This window comes from Cytobacillus sp. IB215316 (genome assembly GCF_033963865.1).
Taxonomy (GTDB): Bacteria; Bacillota; Bacilli; order Bacillales; family SM2101; genus Nanhaiella; species Nanhaiella sioensis.
The window spans coordinates 110700-133701 of record NZ_JAXBMC010000001.1 but is presented as its reverse complement, the minus strand read 5'-3'; the positions used below and the strand labels follow the sequence as shown (position 1 = coordinate 133701).

Sequence of the window (23002 nt, the reverse complement as noted above, 5' to 3'; positions counted from 1 at the left end):
AATTCATACAGTAGGATTATGCCTTAAATAACAATATAGTAAAAAAAGCCTGTTTCGATTCATTTCTAAACAGGCTCTTAATCTTTGAACAATTCCTAGCTTCTCAGTTTGTGTCACTTTTATAGACAATATTATTATCAACAACGGTCATCACAACATTTGTTAACGGAATATCTTCCGGATCAATTTGTAAAATATCTCTATCTAATATTGTAAAATCAGCTACAAACCCGGGCGTTATTTTTCCATGTGTTTGTTCCATTTTCACTGCGTAAGCACTGCCACGTGTATAAAGACAAACAGCCTCAAACGGTGTTAGTTTTTCATCTTGATAATAGCCTTCATGTTTATCAGAAGGGGACTTCCTCATAATAGCAGCGTAAATTCCAAGTAGAGGATTTGCACTTTCTATCGGTGCATCGGACCCTCCAGCACAATGAAATCCTTCATCTATCAGAGTACGCCAAGCATAGCTATATTGCATTCTGTCTTCACCAAGCCTATCGATAACCCAAGGGAAATCCGACATTACAAATGTTGGCTGTATATCCAAAATGACTGAAAGGTGCTTTGCTCTCTCTATTAATTCTTTACGAAGAATTTGTGCGTGAATCAACCGATCCCTTTCTCCTTTAGGTGGTGGGTATGCTTCAATTGCAGAAATTGCATACTCAAATGCTAAATCTCCAATAACATGGATAGCCACCGGCATATTATACAGCCTTGCTTTTTTAACGAGCTCCTTTAATTCATCTTGAGAATGAATTGCAATTCCTGACGTGCTTGATTGATCATGATATGGTTCAGATAATAGAGCAGTTCGACCACCTAATGCGCCATCAGCAAAAATTTTCATCGCACCAAATTTGATGAATTCTTCGTTGCTACTATCATTTAATTCCCTTTGAATCATGTCATCAATTACTTCATGATGAACTAATAAATTTGCCCTGAATTTTTTGCTTTGTCCATTAATCACATGAAGAAATGTTTCATACGTTTGTGAAAAACTATTATAATAATTCAAATCTTCAGTATGTGCACCAACTAGACCTAATGAAAAACAATGATCAATCGATGTTGCCAATGCCTTGTTCAAGTAGTCTGTTGTTACTGCTGGGATAGCTTTCGTCACAAGATCAACCGCCTTGTCTAACAAATACCCTGTTGGCTCACCTTTATCATTCCGAACAATTACCCCACCTTTAGGATCCGTTGTTTCTGCTGTTATTCCCGCTAACTGAAGTGCTTTTGAGTTAACAATTGCTGCATGATGACAAATGCGTTTTAAAACCATCGGATTGTTCGGAGAAATCTCATCTAGATCAAATCGGTTGAAAATTTTTTTATCTTTAAGATTATTTTCATTCCAGCCTTCTGCAATAACCCAATCACCACTATTGTATGATTTCACATATTCTTTCAATGTTGTTCTTATATCATCTGAAGTAGTTTTTGAAGATAAATCCATTGTTAACAATTTTTCTCCAAGTCCTATTAGATGTATATGACTATCTACAAAGCCTGGAAACATAACAGCATTTTGCAGGTCAACATTTTTAGTAATATACTCACCATATTCTTTCCGCAACTGCTCTTCGGAACCGATATCTTTAATCATACCTTCTTCCACGTATACTGCTTCTGCTTTGTCATTTTCATTGCACATCGTATAAATTGTTCCGCCAAACCAAAGTGTACCCATTTTTACCTCTCCCAATATCAATCGTAGAGCAGTTCTGATAGACTTGTAATTTACATCTTGGAACTGTCCTATCTATATTTCCTTCTTGACATTTATTTTATCAAAACATTCGAAGGAGAGAAATATAGCCTTTATTTTTGTTTGAAAGACCTCTCTTTCCGAAGTTCTTGATTTCGTAATTCTATACGACGAATTTTTCCTGATGTTGTTTTTGGTAAGTCTTCAACAAATTCTATTTTCCGAGGATATTTGTAAGGAGCTGTTAGATCTTTGACATGATCTTGTAGTTGTTTAATAAGCTCTTCATTATGTTCAGATAACCCCTCACGCAGAACTATAAATGCTTTAACGATTAACCCGCGAACATCATCTGGGCTACCAACTACAGCACATTCTTTTACGGACGGATGTTTGACTAAAGCATCTTCAACTTCAAACGGACCAATGGTGTAACCAGAACTTATAATAATATCATCACTCCTCCCTTCAAACCAATAATACCCATCTTTATCTTTCTTCGCCTTATCTCCTGTGATATAGTATTCTCCACGAAATTGCTTAGCGGTTCTTTCTGGATCTTTATAATAATGTTTAAATAATGCTGGGGTTTCAACATGAACTGCAATATCACCAACTTCTCCAATATCACATGGCTCTCCTAAATCGTTAATGATTTCAATTGTATTACCCGGCGTCGGTTTTCCCATAGAACCTGGTTTAATTTCCATTCCTTTCATGACCCCTACTAATAAAGTATTCTCTGTTTGCCCGTACCCGTCCCGAACGTCAACATGAAAATATTTATTAAACGTCTTAATCACTTCACGATTCAGAGGTTCTCCAGCTGAGACCGCACTATGTAAAGATGGAAGTTTGTAATCACCAATGTTATCTACTTTCGCCATAAGACGATATTCTGTTGGGGTACAACATAATACATTCACTTCATAATCACTTAACAGCTGTAAATATTTTTTAGGTTCAAATTTCCCATCATAAACTATTCCAGTAGCACCAGTTCCTAGTGTTGAAACAAAAGGACTCCAAATCCATTTTTGCCATCCAGGACCCGCAGTTGCCCAAACTGTGTCGTTATCTCTAATGCTTAACCAGCTCGATGCTGCTGTTTTCAAATGAGCATATCCCCATCCATGTGTATGGACAACCCCTTTTGGATTTCCAGTTGTTCCTGACGTATATGATAAAAAAACAATATCATCTCGTTTAGTTTGTGCAGTCACTAATTTATCACTGCTACCTTTACATTTTTCCCTAAGATTTTTCCATCCAGCTTTATCTTCTTTTCCAACAATATACTTAGTTATTGTTTCAATATTTTTGACTTCTTCAAATTGCTCGACAAAAGGATGGTAGCATATGATACCTTTCACTTCTCCATGTTGAATACGATACTGTAAGTCTTTAGTTCGAAGCATTTCTGAACAGGGGATAACAACTAATCCCGCTTTAATTGCACCTAAATATATACTATATGCCTCAATCATTCTTGGTATGAGCACGAGCACCTTATCACCTTGTTGAAACCCATCATTTAATAATGCATTCCCTATTTTATTTGCTTCCTTCATTAAGCTACCATATGTAATCTCTCTTTTGACACCTAGCTCACTTTCGTATTTTAAGGCAATTCTTGAACTATCACTTGAAAAGCGTTCTACTTCTTCAGATAAATTATAAATATCTGGCGCAATTAAATCTTGTCGATTCATGAACAACTCCTCCATTCAAAAAAATTATCTTAATATTTCATATTATACTAAATTATCAAAATTTTTGTAATGGTGTAGTAAATTATAAAAACAACGAAGTACTATATCACACTATATAGTCTCCTATTATCTTCGTATGCTAAAAATTATAAGCTCAAAAATAAATAATAAAAAAGAGCGGGATATGATCCCGCTCTTTGTAGCCATAATATTTATTTATTGTTGTTGGTAGCCTCCACCTATTTGCTGCTCAGCCATTTGTACAAGGCGCTTCGTTATTTCTCCACCGACAGAACCGTTTGCACGAGAAGTAGTGTCAGGCCCTAGGTTCACTCCAAATTCAGAAGCGATTTCGTACTTCATTTGATCAAGAGCTTGCTGTACACCAGGAACTACTAATTGATTTGAACTGTTGTATGCCATGTGTTATCACCTCCTTGTGGTAATAGAGTGTGTTAAAACAATAGGCATAATTCACGTAAATGTTGGTAATTGTTCAAAATTTGCAAAGGGGCATAGGTTAATAGCGCTGAAAATCGCTGGACAGAGGTGTCTTGAAGGATTTTTTGACGATAGCAAATAGACGGCTTCTCTACTGAAATATATAGAAAACCTAGAACATAAAAGCCATTAAAGCCTTTATGCTCTATTTAGTTTACAACTGAGTGGACACTACAGCTAATTAAAATAAACTTTCAATATTTTCCTTGTTTGTCAATTCTTTATCATTTCTTATAACAATAGTTTCAGTACCTGAAACCGCCTCGCTAATTAATGAATCAAAATCGACAAAACTCTCAAAATGATTTATTTTATCACGCTTTGGTTTCGTTTTAGGTGAGGTTGGTGTAAATATCGTACAACAATCCTCATAAGGACGTATTGATATATCATGAGTATCAATTTGCTTAGATATATCTATAATTTCTAATTTATCCATCGTTATTAATGGTCTGATGATTGGCGTTGATGTAACTTCATTAATCGTATACATACTTTCGAGTGTTTGAGATGCCACTTGACCAAGGCTTTCACCATTAATAATTGCTAAGGCATCATTCTTTTGCCTCAATTGATCAGTGATTTGTAGCATTAAACGCCTCGTTGAAGTCATCGTATAATTATCAGGTATTTTTTGTTGAATAACTTGTTGAATATTTGTAAATGGGACAATATGAAGCTTAATTGAGTCTGTATAATCAGTTAGCTTCTTAGCTAAATCAATGACCTTTTGTTTTGACCGTTCACTCGTAAAAGGCGGGCTATAGAAATGTACTGCTTCTACTTCTAGTCCTCGTTTCATCGCTAAGTATCCAGCAACAGGGCTATCAATTCCACCTGACAACATGAGCATTGCCTTACCACTAGTACCCACTGGGAACCCTCCGGCACCGCTTATATCTTTAAAGGTGATATATGTTGCATTATGACGAACTTCTACACGTAAATTAATATCTGGCTCATGTACATTTACCGTTAAATCTTGGATATTTCGCAAAATATGACTACCAATTTCATAATTTAATTCATTTGAATTGAGAGGAAATTGTTTATTCGCTCTTTTTGCAGTTACCTTAAATGTTTTTCCTTCAGGGCCTAACTCCTTAATTGCCTCAAGAGCCCCTTCTTTAATTTTTTCGATATCACTTAAGGTTTTGATCGCTAGGCTAAATGAATGAATCCCAAAAATTGATGATAGTTTTTCAATAATTTTCTCGTAAGGCTCATCATTTAATTTGATATACATTCTATCACGCTGTTTTTCAATCTCGATGTTTTCAAACTCTCTTAACTTGCCCTTTATATTTTTCTTTAGACGATTTACAAAATAATTTCTATTACGTTTTTTTGTTGATAATTCGCCATAACGAATTAATATATGTTCATATTGCATGTTGTCATTACCTCATTACTATCTTTAATTTGGACTATTGTTACTCTAAAAATTGTTTGTTATTTCTGTACTACGATAACAGACGGAGAAAGCACGATCTATTAAGTAACCATAAACTACTAAATTTACGCAAAGAGCCTTAATTTTTTAGCCGATTTTTGAATAGCAGTTAATACTTTAGGTACTTCATGTATGGAATTATTATAGGATAAACTGATACGAATTGCACTTTCAGCTTCTTGCTCATTTTTTCCCATTGCTAACAATGTTTTACTTGCCACCCTTTTCTTTGAAGAGCATGCTGATGTTGTTGACAAATAAATTTGTTCCACTTCTAATGAGTGGACAAACACTTCCGGCTTTATTCCATGTATTGTCATATTAATAATATGTGGTGCCGAGCTTTTAGTAGATGTATTAAGTGTAATAAATGGTAATTTACTTAACTCATCCATATACGCATCTTTTATTTTTACCAGATCTTTAATTTTCATTTGATAATTTTCTAATGTAAGGCGAAGTGCTTTTGTCATTGCTACGATCCCAGCTACATTTTCCGTTCCTGAACGATTATTGTACTCCTGAGAGCCCCCAGCAAGTAGTGGGGATACAGTAACTCCTTCTCGAATATAAAGAATTCCGTTACCTTTTAAGCCATGAAATTTATGCCCAGACATTGAACATAAATCAATAAAATTTTTTTTAAAATCTAGCGGCACTTTCCCTAACCCTTGTACATGGTCTACATGAAATATAATTTTTGGGTAAGCTTTTAGTAATTTCCCAAATTCCGCAATCGGCTGAACTGAGCCAACCTCATTGTTCACGTGTATGATAGATACAAGGATTGTATCATCTCTGATTGCCTTTTTAACATCATCTATTTGTACCATTCCATTTGAATTTACAGGTAAATAAGTAACATCATATCCAATTTCCTCAAGTTGCTTACATGCTTCCGTAACGGAAGGATGTTCTATAGTCGTTGTAATAATGTGTTTTCCTCGATTACGGTTAGCAAATGCAATACCTTTTATTGCATGATTATTTCCCTCCGTACCACCTGAATTAAATGTAATTTCATTCGGTTTAACATTTAATAGCTTTGCTGTTGTTTCTCGTGAGTGTGTCAATAGACGCTCTGCTTCACCACCAAGCTTATGTAATGAAGAAGGGTTCCCATAAAATTTACGAGACACAGTAACTAGTGAATCAATGACATCCTCATATGGATTTGTTGTAGCACTATTATCTAAATATATCACAATAAGTCCCCCGATTAGTGTCATTTTGCAACTATCTATAATATCATATTTTCATTTAAATTCCCATAAAATCGATAATTTAATCACAATAAAAAAGATATACCTTAATTAAAAGGTATATCTTTTAAAATGGCTGTTATCACAGTGATTGTCGTTTTTTTACTAGGAAATAAAGCACCTGGTATCTTTTCTTCTCTAAAGGCTATAAAATCTTTCCTGCTTATATTTTGTGAAGTATAGCAACAAAGGTTATGAAAAAAGCCTATAAAATAACATATCCAGCTTAATCAACTTAACAGAAAAATGACTTATTTATCCTCTAACATTTCCTCTATTTTACTTAAAGCACCTGGCTCTATTTCTTCAATAGCAGTAGCTGCTTGTTCAAGTGATAATGAGTAATCATAACTTCTAAATGATACTTCAGACTCTTTCAGTTGTTCAGCAAGCTTCTTATTTTTGCTTCTATACCGATTCCCATACTGTATTAACTTTTCAACTAAGTAAGCTTGCTCAATCATTTCATCTGTCATTGTGGAGGATGCATTTACCTGCTCAACTGCTTTTGCAAGCAACTGATTAATAGCAACCATATCTAGAGGTTTTTCTTCAAGTTTTAAAAAGACCTGTTCAAGCGCATTTCTAGTCTCACTTAATACAGCTTGGTATGAAGCGGGAATACCCGGAATATTACTCTTTTGAACTTTTCTTTTTAGTTCCATGAGCTGCTTCTTCATCTCAGTTGTTTTTTCTCTTGCAAATAGTTCATCTTTACGTAAATTTTGAAGCATCTCTTTAAATTGTTCATGTTGCTCTGTTAAATCGTTGATTCCTTCTAAACAACTCTCAAGTTCTTCTCTGACAATTGTATAGGCCAATTGTTCTTCATCTTTTTTATTTACAATTGCTGTATATCGTTTTTGAAGCTGACCGATTTGATTTTCTATATTGTGGTACTTTGCAATTTCTTCTTCATCTAGATGATATAATTGTTGAACAAACAATGTTTCTTCTCGTGTCTCATTTGTCTCTTCTTTTAGAGAACGTATTAGTTCACTTACGTTATGTTGATTATGATTGATAAAATGATGAGCCAATACTTCTTTCTCTAAAAGATCATATAGTGTCTCAATATTTTCTTTAGTTTCTTCTAGCCCTTTTGAAACATCATGTATTTCTGTTTTTTCTATTAAATCTATATACTTACTAAGTTGTGTTCGTATTCGTTCAACTTCAATCTCAACTGGTATATGATCTAATTTGTACCCCTGTTCACTCATCTCAAGGTATCCACTATGAATTTCTTCAAGTTGGTTAGGTATCGTCCCTTGACATTCTGTTAATAATTGAGGTAATTGTTCCATCTTACTTTGCATTTCTTGAAGATTATTACTTAAATCTATTAAAGCCTCTTTTGCCTCTAAATAATCTCCATTAGCAGTAATTTCATCAACATGTAAAAATTCTTTTTCTAGTTCATCTAATTGATTTTCTAAATTTGTTTCCGCCTTACCATATAAGTGGCGTCTTGCTAGTAAATCCTTTTTTATATTCTTAAAGATAGTTCTAAACTCTTCTACGTCTAATCTATTTTGCTCTTCACTGCCTACCAATTCTTCCAGCTCTTTTAAGATTGTAGCAATATTGTCTTCTACGTCTTTTATCAATTGATCAATTTTCAGTAAAACTTCCTTTGATTTATTAAATCTGTATTTGTCTGTATATTCTTCTGCGTCAAACAATAATTCTTCTACATTTGGCAAGTGCAATGTAATAATTTCATCCCACTCTTTACGCCAACGTTCAAAAAGCTCTTCTGTTTGTCCAGTCATATGAAGATCTTTCACCTTAGACATTTCATCAGTAACAGGACGATTCATAATTTCTATTTTTATAGCATCTAATCGATCAATTTCTTTATACATCTTTTTTCTCATATATATACTAAAAATAATTGTAATAAGAATGATTGAAATTATTCCATATAATAATATATCCATAATTAGCTCCCTTGCGCTATCGTTCTCTGCCATTCAACTATGTAAACAAGAAGTTCAAAATGGTTGACACTTTGAACATAGACGTACGATATAAAGGTAGTAGGCAAGAATGCTGTCGTTCAAATTAATCACTCGGTTTTGTTCGTGAATATGAGCTAGCACTCTACATATCAATGTTTTTATGATAACATGTAAACGACATTTTTTGAGCAATAATTTAAAAATTTTTATAAAAATTAGCATTTTTTCCCGTTTTTTTTTAGAATAAATATTAAAAGTTTAAGCTCCATAATCATCCCCTAGTTTGGTCATGAAAGTTTTACATTTGTCGAAAGGAGAATTGCTATGAAAAGTGACGGTCACGTCCACACACCTTATTGTCCACATGGTACAGATCATTCAATTGAACAATATATAAATAGGGCGCTTAGCCTAAACTTATCAGAAATATCTTTTACTGAACATGCACCTTTACCAGTGGGATTTGAGGATCCTACTCCACAGCAAGATAGCGCTATGAAACCTTCACAGCTTGAAGAATACATAGCAACTATTTCAACCTTAAAAGAGAAGTATAAAAGTGAAATTAAAATTAATATTGGTTTAGAAGTTGACTATATTCAAGGGTTCGAATCAGAAACGAAAGAATTCCTAAATACATATGGAGCTGTATTAGATGATTCTATTCTATCTGTCCATTTTTTACTGAACAATGGAGCATACCATTGTATAGATTATAGTCCGGAAATGTTCCACACAATTATTCAAAAAATTGGTTCAATAGAAAAGGTATATCAACAATATTATGAGACTGTGTATCGGTCTGTTATTGCAGATTTAGGGGAACATAAACCAAAAAGAATTGGACATATCACCCTCGTGAAAAAATTCCAAAAAAAATTCCCATGTAAATTGACTTTCTCAGACGAAATAGTAGAGCTTCTATCCATGGTGAAAAAGGAAAAAATGCAGCTTGATTACAATGGAGCCGGGGTAAATAAACCTTTATGCAAGGAAGCATACCCTTCAGATTGGATAATACTAGAAGCAATAAAGCAAGGAATTCCTCTAGTATATGGGTCTGATGCTCATAGTGTAAATGACCTAGGTCAAGGTTATTCTCACATCATTTGTAAGGATTATCTCAAAAACCCTACTAGTATTTAAATCGCTGTTAATGATCGCTCTTCAGTGATTGGCATGTATACCATACCTTCTAACCAAACTTCAATTTGCTTCATATATTGGTTTAAAAAATACTCCTCAGTAGGAATAATGTGGAGAACTTCAGAAATGTATTGACTCTGTAGATATGGTGTACTAAGAAAGCCTTTTAATTGAATAATCGTGTAGGGGATTGAAATATCCCTAAACTCGCCATCTTTTATGCCTTTTTCAAATAATGCAATCAAATAGTATTTTTCCTTCGTTAAGTAAGTGGTCATAACTTCCCTAATCAAGGTTGTTTCTAGAGTAATTTCTCTGCAGACAAATCTTGTTAATAGATGATGTTGCTTTTGGTAGATTAACGTTTCGAGAACAAATTGTTTCAATGTTTCCTTTGCAGATGTTTTCTCTGATGAACGAAGCACATTTTCTATTACTAAAAAATAACCTTCAAAAAAATTTGATACTAGGTATTCTAACAATCCTTCTTTACTAACGAAATAATAAGAAATATTTGCAACATTTACCTTCGCCCTATTAGCTATATCTCTAACCGATGTGCCTGTATAGCCATTAACATTAAATAACTCAATGGCTGCATTTATAATTTTTTGTTTTGTTTTCATAGTGGTTGTCATATGTTATCACCCCTAAGAAAATAGTTAATATAATACATTCTTTAGATCTTTATTGAAACCTTCCTATTTCTATCGACAAAGTCATGCATAAATCAACGTTTTTTGATATGATTAGTAAAACCTTGAATCTAGGCTCATTCAATATGAACTTACCATTTCTTATTTATAATAAGTTTCTTTGCGAAAATGTTGGTAAGTCCTAGAGCATGAAGGAGCAAAATAAATGGTGAATCGTGTCCACCAACACGGTACATGTCGATTTATATAAAGCTGTTTTCGTATGTTTTCTCGTATTAATAAAAACACACGAATACAACGATTGTTTCGGGCCATCTATACTCTATATTTTAGCAATTTTGTATAAACCAACAAAGTTTACGAATGAGCCTTAAATAATCACGATAATTTTTAGTTACTTATTTTAGATAGGGGGATTTATATGTTTGAAGTGAAGAAGTATAAGGAAAATAAAGAAGAGAATTATGAGCTCGTAATTAAGCAGCTTCATGCTCTTATAGAGGGCGAAAAGAACGATATAGCCAATTTAGCTAATGCAGCAGCGTTGCTAAATCAGTTTTTGGATAATATTAACTGGGTAGGTTTTTATTTAACAGATCATCCACATGACGAACTAGTTTTAGGGCCGTTTCAGGGCTTACCTGCATGTGTCAGAATTCCTTTCGGTAAAGGAGTATGTGGGACAGCTGCAAAACAAAACAAAACTATTAGAGTTGCTGATGTACATCAATTCCCAGGGCACATTGCCTGTGATGCAGTAACACAATCAGAAATAGTTATACCATTAGTAAAAAACAACAAAGTGATTGGAGTGCTAGATATTGATAGTCCAATTAAAAATCGCTTTAATGAACAGGATGAAAAATTCCTAGAAAAATTTACTCGCAAATTAGAAGAAGCCTTCGCTATGTAGCAAGCCATCTAGGACTAAATGATTCATATCAATAGTAAAATGGGCGTCCTGCCCTTCACTTTCGACGCCCATTTTACTGATAAAAACTGCTCTTTTCATATTGTTTGTTTTCGCATTGATTGTTTTTTTACACTAAGCTATACACACATAACACTAGAGGTTGTGGTATCTTTGCTCTTTTAAAACGAAAACTGCTTAGCAACAAAGTTTACGAAAAAAGTTCTTATATTTGATCCAAAGCCTGACTTAAATCTGACCATATATCTTCACAAGCTTCCAGTCCTAAAGATAATCTTAATAAATTGTCATGAATGCCCATTTTTAACCGAGCAGATTCTGGAATAACTGAGTGTGTCATAGTTGCGGGATGTTGAATTAGAGTTTCTGCATCGCCTAGACTAACAGCGATCTTAATTAACTTAAGTTTATTTAATAAAGATTGTGCTTCTACCTTATCTCCTTTTATCGTAAACGAAATTAAGCCTCCTGGTTTTTTCATTTGCTTCTGCATTATGTTGAACTGATTGCTAGAACTATCTCCTGGATAAAAAACTTGTTCGACTTTTGGATGTTCTTGTAATTGTTGAGCAATTTGCTCCGCATTTGAACAGTGACGATCCATTCTGACAGGTAATGTTTTTAATCCACGTAATAATAACCAAGCATCAAAAGGAGAAATTACACCCCCAATATCTTTTTGTGTTGTTTTTGCAACTGTGTCTATGAAGTCTTTTTTTCCAACTATTAAGCCAGCAATGACATCACCATGTCCACCAATATATTTTGTTGCACTATGAACAACCACATCACAACCTAATTTAAGGGGTTGTTGTAAATATGGTGAACTAAACGTATTGTCAACGATTACTGGTATGTCATATTCCTTCGCAACCTTAACAACCATTTCTATATCAATCAGCTTCATAGTGGGATTAATGGGTGTTTCAATGTATATGCAAGCAGTATTCGGTCTAATTTCTTTTTTTAATTTATCCTCTGTTTCCATAGAACAGAAATCATGTGTAATTCCATATTTTTCGTCAATAAGCTGTAATAAACCAAACGTACAACCATATAGTCCTTGTGAACAAACGATATGATCTCCTGATTTGGTCATTGCTAACAAAACAGCAGATACTGCTGCCATTCCTGAGCCAAATGCTAATCCTGCCTCTCCATGTTCTAAAGTAGCAATACGTTCTTCTAAAATTTTCACTGTTGGATTGCTTAATCTGGAGTATATATAGCCGTCTTCTTCCCCAGCAAATCTTCTCTCTCCTTGTTGTGCAGTTTCAAAAGTAAATGTGGAAGACTGAAACAATGGAGGCGTTAGACTGCCTAAATGTTCACTTGATTCATACCCACCGTGTATAACTAAGGTCTCAATATTTCGATACTTATGATCTTTCATCTCCGTATGCCCCCCTTAATTGTATAGGTTATTAATACAACCTCCTATATCATATGAAAAAGCGGACAAAAATGAAAGCGTTTTCTTTTGGTAATAAAAAAAGGAGCTCCAATTTTTCTCCTTGCTGTATTGCATAAATTATTGTTTTCGTTCTAAAAGATTACCTCTTATCCAATTAGAGTTCGTGTATCTTTACATCTTAATAACAACGAAATCCAATAAATGTTCATCAACAAAGTTTACGAAAAGAGCAGCTCGGAAAAAACATGATTATCCATCGGAGCACCTGTATAGACACTTTCTTCAGTTCTCAACATTATAAGTGACAAGTTGATTTTTTCCTGAACCTTTCGCTTTATACAGCGCTTTATCTGCGTGAAAGATCAAATCGTTTAAACTGTTTTTATAGTCATTTCCCCAATAAGACAGCCCACATGAAATCGTAATTTTTGGATTTGTACCATTTTCAATCTTTTTTATTAGACGTTTAGCAACTTCCTTACCAATTTTACAATCTACCCTTGGGAGGTAAATAGCAAATTCTTCTCCACCCCACCTCGCACCTATGTCTTTCTCTCGTATATGCATTTTAATAATGTCGGCCACTTGAATAAGAATATCATCTCCTACTTGATGACCATATGTGTCATTGACCTCTTTGAAATTGTCGATATCAATAAGTAATAGCGTTCCTTGGGGATCTTCACTTAATGAATACAAAATCTTTTCATCTAGATATTTCCTTGAATAAAGCTTCGTTAAATGGTCAGTAATAACTAGCTTTTCCAATTCTTCTCTTAACATAGAATTAGAAAATGCCAACGTAGAATGATGAATTAACGATTGCATTAATTTAAAATATTCAAAGGTAAAATGATGTGGTTGTTTATGTAAAACAAGTGCAAACCCTTTTAATTTATCACTATGTACCATTGGTACTGACATTAAAGATCGGTAAATAGCATTCACTATATGATCAGTTTGAAGCTCTCCTATAAAGAGCGAATCCATTTCTTCTTTTATTTTTTTATGGATAAAGTGGATATATTCCTCACTATCCTTAGTTTCAAAAAAGCTTGTACTTCCTGGTAATACCGTAAGCTCGTTGTTATCGTCAATTAACACAAAAACCACTTCTTGTGCATTGAACGAATTTATCATTTGGTCTGTCATAAATGCCATTATTTCTCTTAAACGAAGGTTAGAATTTAACGTATGTGAAGTTGCATTTATTAGCTGTAAATCAACAATCAATCGTTTCGACTGTTGATATAATTGTGCATTCTCTATCGCGCTACCTGCAGTATTTGCTAGCAATATAATAAAATCTACTTCCCGTTTAGGAAAAGCGATACTATTATGTGCTGTAATTTGTAACACTCCGTACACACCTTGCTTACCCCTAAGAGGAGCATACAAGATCGATTGTTTTTCCTTCTGTTCAAAAAACACATCACCATTGACATATGCTTTCATTGCGAGCTCATGAATATGGTTATCATCATAATTCAAATCTCTAATTTGCATGTGATTCTGATTGTTGTTGTCATGTGAAAGAAGTAAATGATGTGTAAATGATGGAAAAATATCTTCAAGTGTCTCAATTATTTCCTCTAAAACGCTGTCGATAGACATGGAGGAATGAAACTTTGCTGTTATTTGATTCAGTTGCTCATAGCGTTTTTCCTCATTAATAATATTTGTGAACTTCCTCACTTGGTTAACAAATTTTTCGCACTCTCTTCCTATCTTCTGTAAAAATTGATTGCTATACTCATTGACGTTACTCTGTTTTATTAATAAAAAACCATTTTCTTCTATTAAAGTTTTAAAAGGGATCGTTACAGAAGAATCTCCTAATTGATCAAGTACAACTAGCGGCTGTCTTATAATAGTCTTATTGAGAAGATGCGGTAAAATTTTTGCAGATGAAATGAAGAACTGATCTAGCTCTTCAACAACACTTGTCATAGTTGAAGCTTCTAGAAAAAAATGATCGATTTCGTGGTTATATAAAAACAAACTAACTTCTAACGCTTGTAAATTAGTTTTAATAAGGTAGGTTAACTCCGATGGTATATGATAATAATTACTATGATTGTCATCAATTAATAACAGATCGAATAACTCTGCTTTAATACGTGTATATATTTGCTCTTCCACTAATTCCATTTTATCACCCGTTTATTAAGGTTTGGTTCATATATGGAAAGTTTAAATAATTCTGTCTTATCAATATTATATCTTAAAACAATTAATTTTTCCTAATTTTTTTCAAATTTTATAGTCAATTTGTCCCATAACACTACTTTTATCCTGAAAATTTTCTGTATATGTACTTTCTTATTATAACCTTCTTGACTTTCATGAAGAAAAAACATATAATGTTCGTTGTGTAAAATATCGCAGCTTATGTGATGTACATTGGGTTCTCAGTTTGTTCCTCTCTATTGGAGGTGTATCGTGTAACTCTCTGCTGCTAGAGCGAGGATACATGAAAAACAAAATGGGCTGAATGAAATACATTACGTCTGTTTTTATTTTATACAAAATAAAAACATTGAAGGAGGAGTCATCATGGCTCGTTATACAGGTCCAGCATGGAAATTATCTCGTCGTCTTGGAATTTCACTAAGTGGAACGGGAAAAGAATTAGAGAAACGCCCTTATGCACCAGGTCAACATGGCCCAGGTCAACGTAAAAAACTTTCTGAATATGGTTTACAGTTACAAGAAAAACAGAAGCTTCGTCACATGTACGGTGTAAACGAACGTCAATTCCGTAACTTGTTTGATGCAGCTGGTAAAATGGCTGGTAAACATGGTGAAAACTTTATGGTTCTTTTAGAATCTCGTCTTGATAACTTAGTATATCGCTTAGGATTAGCTCGTACTCGTCGTCAAGCACGTCAATTAGTTAACCATGGTCATATTATCGTTGATGGAGGTCGAGTAGACATTCCTTCATATAAAGTTAAACCTGGTCAAACGATTTCTGTACGTGAGAAATCTCGTAATCTTGACATTATTAAAGAAGCTATTGAAGCTACAAACTTCGTACCTGAGTACGTAAACTTCAATGCTGATAACCTAGAAGGTACATTCACTCGTTTACCTGAACGTTCTGAATTACCAGCTGAAATTAACGAATCATTAATCGTTGAGTTCTACTCTCGTTAATTAAATCGCTTTATATCTAGCGATGGTAAAAACCCTAGAAACCTTGGCTTATCAAAGTTTCTAGGGTTTTTTGTTTGTTTTTTACTTTGTAGAATAATGTATTCTCCTCAAGTTATTTGGAGGAGATTTTTTGGGAAGCTAATTGACTCAAATGATCTGTATTATTAAAATATTTTATTACAATATTAGATGAGTTATACTCAATTAAATGTACTCCTGTATCTTGAGTATGAATAAAACAATTAGGAACAGGAGGTAATTTTAATAAAACATGTATCAATTTTTCAATCATACCACCATGTGACAATATAATAATTCTGTTAGAATCATTATGTTCATCTAATATTTTTAATAGGATAGTTTCTGCTCTTGCTCTAAACTCTATATCTGTTTCTCCTTCTAGAATACTCTCAAATGGTTTTAAGTCATAGTGAGAATTCATGTTTTCTTTTGTAATAGGCTGCCCAGCTAAAATACCATTGTTCCTCTCTCTAAGGTCGTCACTATAAGTAATATTACAATTTAATTTTGCTCCCAAAATCTTTGCTGTTTCAGAAGCCCTTTTTAATGTGCTTGTCCAAATTGCATCAAATTCCCCAAAATTTTCAACTAAATGTGAAGCTAAAGATTTCGCTTGAATTGTTCCTTTTTGTGTTAATGAGAAATTAGCTCTTCCTTCATGTACATTAAGAATATCTGCTTCTGATTCACCATGTCTTATTATTAATATCTCCATTCTTATCCCCTACCTTACAGTGGTAATTTAACACCCAGCTGATACTTATTTTTTTGTTTTTTGATGTTTATTAATGTTTAATAATTACATCAATATACGATACATATTGAGCTCATTAATTAGCCTTAATTCACTATCAAAAACTTCTAACCTCTCTATAAATGGATTTTCCATCATAAGGTCCATAAAGAACCTTTTTAATGTCGTCTGCATACCTAGTATACTGTCTCCACTTTGCATGTTGAGCAAGATTTGAGAGATAACAATAATATTTGCTTTACTTAGATCATAGCTTCCATTTTCTTCGCCAGCATGGTCACAATCAATTTCCTCTCCTAATATAACTCCACCATAATTCAAATCAGCCTTTTGAAAAGTATGGATACACCCAACTCGTGATAATAAAGAAGTTCTAACTCCGAATCACAATTTAAAAATTATCTCTCGGAAGAATGATGCTGTCTTTATCTTCCATCAATCAAGAAATCTACTCATTTACCACACCAACAAATACTTTATTAAACGAATTATAAAAAAAATGGCAAAAAAAGATAACACCACATGTTTAAGACATTCTCATGCAACAATTTTAATTAGTCAGAGAATTCCTGTGAATGTATACCTGCCCGTTTAGGTAACACTCCACAAATGATTTTGGTCATTTATAGTCATTCTTTCAAGGACATAGAATAAGAATCTGTTCAAGCATTTGAGCAGGCTTTAAACCTCTAACTAGGTTTTCTCAAAAATATTAGTGTTAATAGGCTTTTTAATTGTATTGATTTCTACTCTCGTTAATAAGTGCAAAAACCCTAGAAATAATTTTCTAGGGTTTTTATTTTGTTAATTAATATATTTTATCATTGTTGTGATTTATAAAATGAGCACCATGTCAGTTGCGCTTTGCTATTAATACTTGATTAGGAAGTATTTTTTCTTACCTCGGCGAATAACAGTGAATTGGCCTTCGATTCTATCCGTGTTAGTTATGACACGATCAATTTCTTGTGTTCGTTCACCATTAATATATATAGCTCCATTTTTTATATCTTCTCTTGCTTGACGCTTTGATGGGGAAACCTTGCTAGTAACTAGCAAATCAACTAAACCTATTTCATCTTCACCTTCAAAATTGTATGAAGGGACATCTTTAAATCCTTGTTTAATTTCTTCAGCTGTCAGTGCCGAAATCTCTCCATTGAATAGTGAATTAGATATTTTAATTGCCTGATTTAATGCCTCTTCTCCATGAACTAACTTGGTCACTTCTTGCGCAAGCGCTTTATGAGCCGTTCTTTGTTCAGGTGCGTCACGTAATTCTTGCTCTAATTGCTCAATTTCATCCTTAGATAAGAATGTAAAATACTTAAGAAAATTGATTACATCTCTGTCATCAGAATTAATAAAGAACTGATAAAACTCGTATGGAGATGTTTTTTCCTTATCTAACCATACGGCTCCACCAGCAGTTTTGCCGAATTTTGTACCGTCTGCTTTCGTGACGAGTGGTATCGTTAATCCAAATGCTTTTTCCTCTTCTTCAGAAGATTTTCTAATTAATTCTAAGCCTGCAGTAATATTCCCCCATTGGTCACTACCACCAATTTGTACTTTACAATTTTGTTCTTTATATAAATGTAAAAAGTCTAATGATTGTAATATCATATAGCTGAATTCTGTAAATGAAATCCCCGACTCAATTCTTGATTGAACGGAATCTTTTGCAAGCATATAATTGATCCCAAAATTTTTACCTACATCTCGCAAAAATGTAACAACATCTAGCTTGCCAATCCAATCAAAATTATTTGCTAACAGGGCTTTATTTTCACCATTATCAAAATCTAGAAAACGAGACAGCTGTTGCTTTATACGATTCGACCATTCAATGACTACATCTTCTGTATTTAATGACCTCTCACTACTTCTACCACTTGGGTCACCAATTAACCCTGTTCCTCCACCGACAAGTGCAATTGGTTGATGGCCAGCTAATTGAAACCTCTTTAAAACCAATATTGGTAATAAATGACCAATGTGTAAGCTATCTGCTGTCGGATCAAATCCACTGTATAATTTTACTGTCTCCTCATTTAAAAGCTTTTCCAACCCATCTTCATCAGTAATTTGATTAATTAATCCTCTGAACTGCAAATCCTCAATTAGATTCATACAGATCATCTCCTTTTCGTTAAATTAGAACAACGCAAGGGGCCTCATTATTGCCAACGTCCTGTGGATAATGTTGTAATCGGGTCAACTCCCAAGACTCGCATAAGGCAACCTAACAAGAAGGTTACTTGTTAACATTTTTGTAGATCGGCTAATGATCTAAAGCCGACGAAGCCTTAAGCTAGACAAATAAAAAACTCGCCCCTAAAAATGAAGGGACGAGTGTATTCGCGGTACCACCCTACTTGAGGAATATATCCTCCGGCTTAAAAAGATAACGGTAAAACCGTCCTTTGCTACTTAGTCAACAAACCGTTCGCAAAAGATGCTCTAGGAGGTAATTCATGCATATCTTTGTACTGGTTCTCACCAAACACCAGCTCTCTAAGTGAAGTTGTTAAATTGACCTAACAACCATGTTTACAGGGAGATATTTCACTACTAATTCCTATCATTGCATTCATGTATTTGAGTTAAGAATATTTTTATCATATTAGCATCATAAATGTCAAGAACACATTTAATCATTTTGAATTAAGCTTTACAAATTTAACGATTTGTAAGTTCAAATCTTCCATACGAAAAATGATATTTTATTCATTGGCCTTAAGCCATATCATACAATTTACATTTAAAATATGGAAACAAAAATATTTTAGAACAAGGAAAATGACTTATGCTATAATTGTAATGATTTTGTCTTTTTATAAAGTGGTTTTCCAAATGATAGTTGTTTATTGTGGCAAAGGAATAAATACATAGAAAACTAGCATACAATGCAACTTTTTCTACAGCAAAATAATAACTGAATGAAATTAATTTGTTGCTAGACAATAACTACAAACTTTTGGGAGAGAGCTTTTTAATAGGCTCTTTTCGTAAACTTTGCTGCTATTGTTACTAAAAATTTTAAAGTAGAAAAAATGACACGAAAACTAAATGAATATGTATTTAACTCTTAGTACGAAAAGCAACAGCCCATGCGAAAGCAGCTTTTTAATAAAACTTCAATGATTAAAAATTATAAATTAGATAGAGATTTTTAGTTGATTGTACCCAGGGGGGAAATATTGAATATGAGTGATAATAGATCTAATTGGCAAGATCGATTACAAAAAGTACAAAAGATGTTCAGTAGCAAAGATGCTGTTAAAGGTGCAAGAATTACCTACGGTGTGTTTTGGAACATCACCTTACTCTTTATTATTATTGGATTAATCGGATTCTTTTTTGCTGGTGGTGTTGGAGCTGGCTACTTCGCGTCGTTAGTAAAGGATGAACCAATCCGCTCTTATGATAGTATGAAAAAAGACATTTATAATTATGAAGAAACGACTGAATTATATTTTGATGATAATGTTTATTTAGGTAAGCTTCGTTCCGATCTTGATCGTGAAGAAGTTAGTATAGATGATGTTTCTCAGCACCTAATAAATGCAGTCGTTGCAACAGAAGATGAGTTTTTTTGGGATCATAGTGGAATTGTACCAAAAGCAATCATGCGTGCCCTTTTCCAAGAAGTTACAAATTCATCTGTAAGAACTGGTGGTAGTACGCTTACCCAACAGTTAATAAAAAACCAAATACTTTCAAACGAAGTATCATTCGAACGTAAGGCAAAGGAAATGTTACTTGCTCTGCGACTTGAACAATCTTTTGACAAAAATGAAATTCTTGAAGCTTACTTAAATGTTTCTACTCTCGGAAGAAATTCTTCAGGTAGGAACATTGCTGGTATCCAAACAGCTGCTCAAGGTATTTTTGATGTTGATGCGAAAGATTTAAACATACCTCAAAGCGCATTTATTGCTGGTTTATTTCAAAGCTTTAGCTATACACCATTTACAAATAAAGGTGAGATAAAAGAGAATTTAGAATCATCTATGAATAGAATGCACACTGTACTTAGCCGTATGCTGCAAGCTGAGTTTATTACGAAGGATGAATATGAATCTGCATTAAATTACGATATAACAGCAGATTTTGCACCACCTAAGCCATCTCCAATAGATAATTACCCTTGGCTTACTTTTGAGATTGAGGATCGTGCAGAGGAAATATTAGCCGAAATATTAGCTGAAAACGACGGGTACGAAATGACCGATTTAGCGGAAAACGACGATCTATACAACGATTATATAAATCGTGCGAGTAAAAACTTACGACAAAATGGCTATAAAATCCATACGACAATTGATAAAGAAATCTATGATGAAATGCAAACTGTAGTTCAAAACTTTGAATATTTCGCACCTGACAAGCCAGAAGAAAAAGAAGATCCTGAAACTGGGGAAATGGTTCAAGTAATGGAGCCTATTGAAGCTGGAGCTGTACTAATTGAAAATACAACTGGTAAAATCATCAGCTTTGTTGGTGGACGAGACCATGATCGAGAACAGCTGAACCATGCTACCAATGCACCACGTTCAAACGGTTCCACAATGAAGCCTTTATTAGCTTACGGTCCTGCAATGGAGTTAGGAAAAGTTCAGCCTGGTTCAGTATTAGCTGATGTCGAATTAAAAGTTCCAGCTGGTGGAAAGACTTATTCGCCAGGGAACTATGATGGTAGAACACACGGTCTGACTTCTGTTCGATATGCTTTGCAGAAATCGTATAATATACCAGCTGTTAGATCATATATGTCTATCATTGACCAAAATCCTGTGTCTTATTTAGAAAAAATGGGTTATACAAACTTAACTGAAGGTGATCATTATAATTTGTCAATGGCAATCGGTGGATTAACATATGGTGTCACTGTTGAAGAGAATGTTAATGCATATGCTACCTTTGGAAATGATGGTCAATTTGTCGATGCTTATATGATTGAACGAATTGAAACAAATGACGGTGAGATAATTTATGAGCATGAAAGTGAGCCTGTCGAAGTATTTAGCCCACAAACATCTTACTTAATGATTGACATGATGAGAGATGTCATTAGCAGTGGAACAGCTGCATCACTCCCGGGCAGACTTGATTTTAAGTCAGATTGGGCAGGTAAAACTGGTACAGCACAAGATTTTAAAGATGCATGGTTTGTTGCAACAAATCCAAATGTAACCTTTGGAGTTTGGAATGGGTATGACACACCAAAGTCAGTAAAAACGACGTCAGGGCCAACATATGGCCAAAGAAACATATACTTGTGGGCAGATTTAATGAATGCCGCTTATGCTATTAAACCTGAACTAGTTGCTCCTGAAGAAAGGTTTAAAATGCCTGGTGGAATCATTAGTCGTTCTTATTGTGCTGCATCAGGTCTATTGCCTTCAAAAGCATGTGAAGAGGCTGGGCTTATTGAAACAGATCTTTTTAACGCAAAATATGTACCTACAAAAGAGGACAATAGCTTAGAAAAAGCTAATTATGTTGAAATTGGTGAAAAAATATATCGAGCTTTAGAAACGACCCCTGAAGAATTTACTAATGAAGGATTTATGTTTACTGAAGCATTCCTTGAAGAAATTGGCATTACCGATATAAAAGTAGCTAAGCAACTCATTCCAAATAGTGAAAAATGGAGCAATATTATTTTTCCAGAATTAGAGGAATTAGAAGATACAGGAGAGGTACCTGATACAATGGGCGGTGTTAAACTAAATGGAAACTCCATCTCATGGCCTGCTCATTATCAACAAACTGTTATTGGGTATCGAGTGTACGAAATATCCAATTATGGGGAGAATGTTTCTGAAATAGGTATCGTACCTGTTGGCGAAGATTTAGGGTTTACAGTAGGTAATACTGATAGTGCTTATTATGTGACTGCGGTCGATATATTTGGAAGAGAATCTGCTGAGTCTAATAAAGTCATTAATGGTGATTGGCAGGAAGAACCTGATGATAATGAAGACCCTAACAACGGGGACAATGACCAACCTGGTGACGGTGAGGATGATCCTGGTAACGATGATAATGATCAACCTGGTGAGGGCGACGATCCTGATACAGGTGATAACGATAATGATCAACCTGGTGACGGTGAGAACCCTGGTGATGAGGATAACGATCAACCTGGTGACGGTGAGGACCCTGGTGATGAGGACAACGATCAACCTAGTGACGGTGAGAATGATCCAGGAAACGATCAACCCGGTGATATAACTGAACCAGAAGATCCAAGTACACCTACAGACCCATCAAATCCTTAATAGTAAAGTTTAGGGC

Annotated in this window: 16 protein-coding genes and 1 other annotated feature; of the genes, 4 read left to right on the top strand and 12 right to left on the bottom strand. The window is 34.2% G+C overall.

Features of this window, described 5'->3' with window-relative positions; all coding sequences use genetic code 11:
* Positions 1 to 103: 103 nt before the first annotated feature.
* The 6 genes from SLH48_RS00600 to ezrA form a co-directional block, all read right to left on the bottom strand.
* Positions 104 to 1705, bottom strand: coding sequence for an amidohydrolase (locus SLH48_RS00600; protein WP_320256665.1), 1602 nt, complete (start codon positions 1703 to 1705; stop codon positions 104 to 106).
* A gap of 131 nt (positions 1706 to 1836) precedes the next feature.
* The gene (gene mbcS / locus SLH48_RS00595) at positions 1837 to 3435 is read right to left on the bottom strand and encodes an acyl-CoA synthetase MbcS (RefSeq protein ID WP_320256664.1); all 1599 of its coding nucleotides are present in this window, start codon (positions 3433 to 3435) and stop codon (positions 1837 to 1839) included.
* A gap of 216 nt (positions 3436 to 3651) precedes the next feature.
* Positions 3652 to 3858, bottom strand: a complete 207-nt coding sequence (locus SLH48_RS00590) for an alpha/beta-type small acid-soluble spore protein (RefSeq protein ID WP_214481638.1) — start codon at positions 3856 to 3858, stop codon at positions 3652 to 3654.
* A gap of 259 nt (positions 3859 to 4117) precedes the next feature.
* Positions 4118 to 5329 carry a tRNA uracil 4-sulfurtransferase ThiI gene (gene thiI / locus SLH48_RS00585; RefSeq protein WP_320256663.1) on the bottom strand — a complete coding sequence of 404 codons (1212 nt, stop codon included), beginning with the start codon at positions 5327 to 5329 and terminating at the stop codon, positions 4118 to 4120.
* A 125-nt stretch (positions 5330 to 5454) separates the two neighbouring features.
* Positions 5455 to 6594 carry a cysteine desulfurase family protein gene (locus SLH48_RS00580; protein WP_320256662.1) on the bottom strand — a complete coding sequence of 380 codons (1140 nt, stop codon included), beginning with the start codon at positions 6592 to 6594 and terminating at the stop codon, positions 5455 to 5457.
* Between the two features lie 308 nt (positions 6595 to 6902).
* On the bottom strand, positions 6903 to 8594 hold the full coding sequence (ezrA, locus tag SLH48_RS00575) for a septation ring formation regulator EzrA (RefSeq protein ID WP_320256660.1): 1692 nt from the start codon (positions 8592 to 8594) through the stop codon (positions 6903 to 6905).
* A gap of 345 nt (positions 8595 to 8939) precedes the next feature.
* Here ezrA and hisJ point away from each other — a divergent pair, with 345 nt between their 5' ends.
* Positions 8940 to 9761 (top strand): histidinol-phosphatase HisJ, encoded by an 822-nt coding sequence (hisJ, locus tag SLH48_RS00570; protein ID WP_320256659.1) that lies wholly within the window; start codon positions 8940 to 8942, stop codon positions 9759 to 9761.
* Here hisJ and refZ read toward each other — a convergent pair.
* Positions 9758 to 10399 (bottom strand): forespore capture DNA-binding protein RefZ, encoded by a 642-nt coding sequence (gene refZ / locus SLH48_RS00565; protein WP_320256658.1) that lies wholly within the window; start codon positions 10397 to 10399, stop codon positions 9758 to 9760. The genes hisJ and refZ overlap by 4 nt on opposite strands.
* Positions 10400 to 10838: 439 nt before the next feature.
* Here refZ and SLH48_RS00560 point away from each other — a divergent pair, with 439 nt between their 5' ends.
* A complete protein-coding gene (locus SLH48_RS00560; protein WP_214481644.1) occupies positions 10839 to 11330 on the top strand; it encodes a GAF domain-containing protein in 492 nt (163 codons plus the stop codon).
* Positions 11331 to 11553: 223 nt separating this feature from the next.
* Here the strand turns inward: SLH48_RS00560 and megL are convergent, their stop codons facing one another.
* Positions 11554 to 12741 (bottom strand): methionine gamma-lyase, encoded by a 1188-nt coding sequence (megL, locus tag SLH48_RS00555; protein WP_214481645.1) that lies wholly within the window; start codon positions 12739 to 12741, stop codon positions 11554 to 11556.
* Positions 12742 to 13044: 303 nt separating this feature from the next.
* Positions 13045 to 14913: a sensor domain-containing diguanylate cyclase gene (locus tag SLH48_RS00550; RefSeq protein WP_320256657.1), complete on the bottom strand. Its 1869-nt coding sequence runs from the start codon at positions 14911 to 14913 to the stop codon at positions 13045 to 13047.
* Between the two features lie 405 nt (positions 14914 to 15318).
* On the opposite strand from SLH48_RS00550, the gene rpsD reads away from it, so the two are divergent.
* Positions 15319 to 15921 (top strand): 30S ribosomal protein S4, encoded by a 603-nt coding sequence (gene rpsD, locus SLH48_RS00545; protein ID WP_320256656.1) that lies wholly within the window; start codon positions 15319 to 15321, stop codon positions 15919 to 15921.
* Between the two features lie 112 nt (positions 15922 to 16033).
* Here the strand turns inward: rpsD and SLH48_RS00540 are convergent, their stop codons facing one another.
* From SLH48_RS00540 to tyrS, 3 genes are all read right to left on the bottom strand, one after another.
* Positions 16034 to 16657 (bottom strand): histidine phosphatase family protein, encoded by a 624-nt coding sequence (locus tag SLH48_RS00540; protein WP_320256655.1) that lies wholly within the window; start codon positions 16655 to 16657, stop codon positions 16034 to 16036.
* 84 nt (positions 16658 to 16741) lie between these two features.
* Complete coding sequence (locus SLH48_RS00535; protein ID WP_320256654.1) at positions 16742 to 17017, bottom strand: hypothetical protein; 276 nt, start codon at positions 17015 to 17017, stop codon at positions 16742 to 16744.
* A 549-nt stretch (positions 17018 to 17566) separates the two neighbouring features.
* Entirely contained in the window at positions 17567 to 18829 is a 1263-nt protein-coding gene (gene tyrS / locus SLH48_RS00530) for a tyrosine--tRNA ligase (RefSeq protein ID WP_320256653.1), read from the bottom strand.
* A gap of 211 nt (positions 18830 to 19040) precedes the next feature.
* Positions 19041 to 19293 (bottom strand) — a binding site (T-box leader).
* A gap of 612 nt (positions 19294 to 19905) precedes the next feature.
* On the opposite strand from tyrS, the gene SLH48_RS00525 reads away from it, so the two are divergent.
* Positions 19906 to 22986: a transglycosylase domain-containing protein gene (locus SLH48_RS00525; RefSeq protein ID WP_320256652.1), complete on the top strand. Its 3081-nt coding sequence runs from the start codon at positions 19906 to 19908 to the stop codon at positions 22984 to 22986.
* The last annotated feature ends 16 nt before the right edge of the window (positions 22987 to 23002 follow it).